Here is a 2,856-nt window from a genome sequence, read left to right on the forward strand (position 1 = left end):
AGGCAATGACCAACGTGCCGATCAAGGCAATCAGGGCGGGCAGAGCGACTTTGGAGAGTTCATCCCTATAGACAATCTGAACTATCGTTTATGCTCGGATTGTAGGCGCGCATAATAGTTTGGCTCACTTGTCGAGAGGTGCAGGCGAGACTCACGTCGCAAACCAGAGCGATTGCTGGCAGATCGTGCGCATACCTTTCGAGCGTAGCGAGGTCAGCACCAGGGAGCGGTTAGGCTTCCACAGCCAAACTGCTGGGTTGATGATACCTAGTATCGAGCAACTGCTCATCTCACTATACTGGTTAAGAGTGAAAACTGATGTTTTTTTACCTACCGGTAGCCAAAAACGCGTCAATTCCTATCCTTAACGAGTATATGTCGAAGAACTACACATTTGGTACTAACCAATGACAAGACTCGCAACGGTTCTCAATGTCTGTGCATAGTACAGATACTGGTTCGCCATGGGATTCGATGGCAATCGGTCCAAGAGGTACCTACCAGGTGTCATTCCGTGCGGACTGTATCCGTACTTGTCTCTCATCAGTCGTAGAAACGCGTCTTTGACCTTTGCGGAGGAATGCGCGATGCGATTTCTGATAATCCTAACTTCATCGAACTGCTGGTATGCGGCACGAAAAGGTGAAGCGAAGGGCTCCCCATCTCTGAAGTAGATTTGGGCCAAGCTCAGAACTTCGTCAGGATTGATCCAGCCCACATATCCTTGTCTGCCGCGGAGGGCTCGTTTGGCGTCATCGACCCGACTAAATCGTGCAAGAAGTCTCGGTTGGGGGGGGGAATTTCGCGGGGCTCTACAGATCATTCTACTGAACGTCTCCTCAACGAAAACCTCCCACTCCAGCAAGAGCCGCAGAAAGCATACCTCGGTAACGAGGTAGTGATTTCTAGCTTGAATGTGCCGCAGAGAGCTATATCTCTGTTCAAGAAAGCCTGCAGATCTGGAGAAGAAGTCAGTTATCCTGGACTCGGCCTGATCGAAGTCCCGATAACCAACGAGGAGAGTGGGAGTTGGCATATTAGCCTAATCCTCTTAGTATTGCCTCCTTAAAGTGATGATGTCTAATAATTCGTTCTCGCACATTAGTGGTTCTTCTTGTAGAGGCGTTATGCAAATCCTCAAATTCTTCGCTAGGCTCAAGATTTGTAACCTCCCTACCAAGCACTATAAGTTCATCGAGTATCTGCGAGTGTGAAGTTTTAGGGATGCTTTTAGTCGGCTTGCTGCTTTCAGTTCCTATTCCATAGATTGCGTCGTAGAATGCCAGATCGAGACTTATGAAGAGGGGTGACCTATGGTAAGGAGTGCTCTTCAGATTGCTTCCAAAGATCGATGCAATCAGATCGATTATTCTATTGAACTGAACAACAACTCTATCCTCCTGCGGAAAATCCTCCTCGTATATCCCATAATAGCGTCGTATGTAGGCTTTGCCTCCCTGGATTCCATGAAGCATACCAATTACAATCTCAGACGCTAGTTCAGCATCGGCCATTCTAGCCATTGCTCTGTCGGCCAGTATCTGATTCTGTGCCCAGAACTCGTGATGCTCAAGAGCGAGAGAGTACACCGTCTGCTTGAAGGGGCCAACAAATTCAGCGTTGAGTTTCTCTTGCTGATTCAACGTGAGAGTGTAAGAGTTGATTCGCGAAAAGATATTGAGAACATCGGCATCGGAGGCTCCAACTAAGAGGTCAGTTGAGATTTGATAAGCAAGGAAGTCCTTCTTTAGTTCATCTGGCAATTCGTCAAACGTCATACCCGCAAGCTCGCGATTGTGTACTCTACTGATGGACAAGTTTCCCGAGATGAAATCGAGGATGGCTCTGAGGCGCTGTTGACCGTCCACAACCTCACGGATTGATCTTTTGGTTTCAAGGTCTATTTGCTCACGAATGAAAACTTTGGGAATTGGTAGCCCTCTGACGATTGTATCAATCAGATATGACCTTGCACGAGGACTCCAACTGTCTCGCCTCTGGAATCTCGGCTGTAAATTAAGTTCATCCCTCTGTTCCCAAGATAGAAAGTCTGAAATGCCATAGATCTTTGACATGATCCTCATCATTCTAAACCTCCAAGTGCTATCGCTTCAGGGAAATTGGTGTGTCAACTTGCAGAATTATCGTACCTGCGGAAGCCTAACGACCGAGCTAAGCGGCGCAAGCGGGGCCAGCAAAGCTACTCACCGGAATGATTAGATCGCCAGACCCCGCACCCTCACCAAGCGGAGCAAAGCGCAGCGTCCGCTTCAGCGACTTGTTAGGCAGCCGGAGTTCTCTGGGATGAGTGAAGTTGATACATGCGAAGATAGAGTCGACCAATGTATGCGGCTGTGGCTAAGACCCATAGGATAATCAGTGCCGACATGACAGAGCACATGATTTCCCAGGTTGGGGTCGTTCCGAGATCGGCGGAGGCAGCAATTGACCAGTGCAAGATTGCGAATCCTAAGGCCGGTCCGATTGAGATGGCGTACCTAGAACTCGACATCACGTAGTGGAAGAAGCGGGAAAAGCCGTTGTGGAACTCCCATTTTGACCTGATGAAATTCCATCGCCAAACGGGAAGGTCGCTGCCGATTTGCTTGAGGATATCCTCGATGGCGGGCTTGAGATATTGATCACTGTACATGCCTAGCAGCTTGTCGGAGAACCCGACGAGGAATGGCCATCGGATGAGTGGTAAACTTCAAGCATGAGCAGAAAATTCAGAACCGTAAATTACGAAGAATCCATCAATCAGACCGTTCGTTTGGCCGAAGTTTTACCGCCCGGTGACCTGGCGTGGTTTGTTGTGCGGGTCATTACCCAGCTTGATTTGAGTCCGGTCTACAA

The 2,856-nt window shown here is 48.8% G+C and carries 3 protein-coding genes; 1 reads left to right on the top strand and 2 read right to left on the bottom strand.

Annotation, left to right across the window (positions count from 1 at the left end):
- Nucleotides 1–400: 400 nt before the first annotated feature.
- Nucleotides 401–1,036: a hypothetical protein gene (locus tag KKH67_06410; protein ID MBU1318816.1), complete on the bottom strand. Its 636-nt coding sequence runs from the start codon at nt 1,034–1,036 to the stop codon at nt 401–403.
- A gap of 1 nt (nt 1,037) precedes the next feature.
- Nucleotides 1,038–2,087 carry a DUF262 domain-containing protein gene (locus KKH67_06415; protein ID MBU1318817.1) on the bottom strand — a complete coding sequence of 350 codons (1,050 nt, stop codon included), beginning with the start codon at nt 2,085–2,087 and terminating at the stop codon, nt 1,038–1,040.
- A gap of 267 nt (nt 2,088–2,354) precedes the next feature.
- On the opposite strand from KKH67_06415, the gene KKH67_06420 reads away from it, so the two are divergent.
- Entirely contained in the window at nt 2,355–2,519 is a 165-nt protein-coding gene (locus tag KKH67_06420; protein ID MBU1318818.1) for a hypothetical protein, read from the top strand.
- Nucleotides 2,520–2,856 lie beyond the last annotated feature (337 nt).

The organism is Candidatus Zixiibacteriota bacterium (assembly GCA_018820315.1).
Taxonomy (GTDB): domain Bacteria; phylum Zixibacteria; class MSB-5A5; order JAABVY01; family JAHJOQ01; genus JAHJOQ01.

Bases quoted from the DNA above. Each gene is read 5' to 3' on its own strand.
- KKH67_06410 (MBU1318816.1), bottom strand. From the start codon at position 1,036: ATGCCAACTCCCACTCTCCTCGTTGGTTATCGGGACTTCGATCAGGCC.
- KKH67_06415 (MBU1318817.1), bottom strand. From the start codon at position 2,087: ATGATGAGGATCATGTCAAAGATCTATGGCATTTCAGACTTTCTATCT.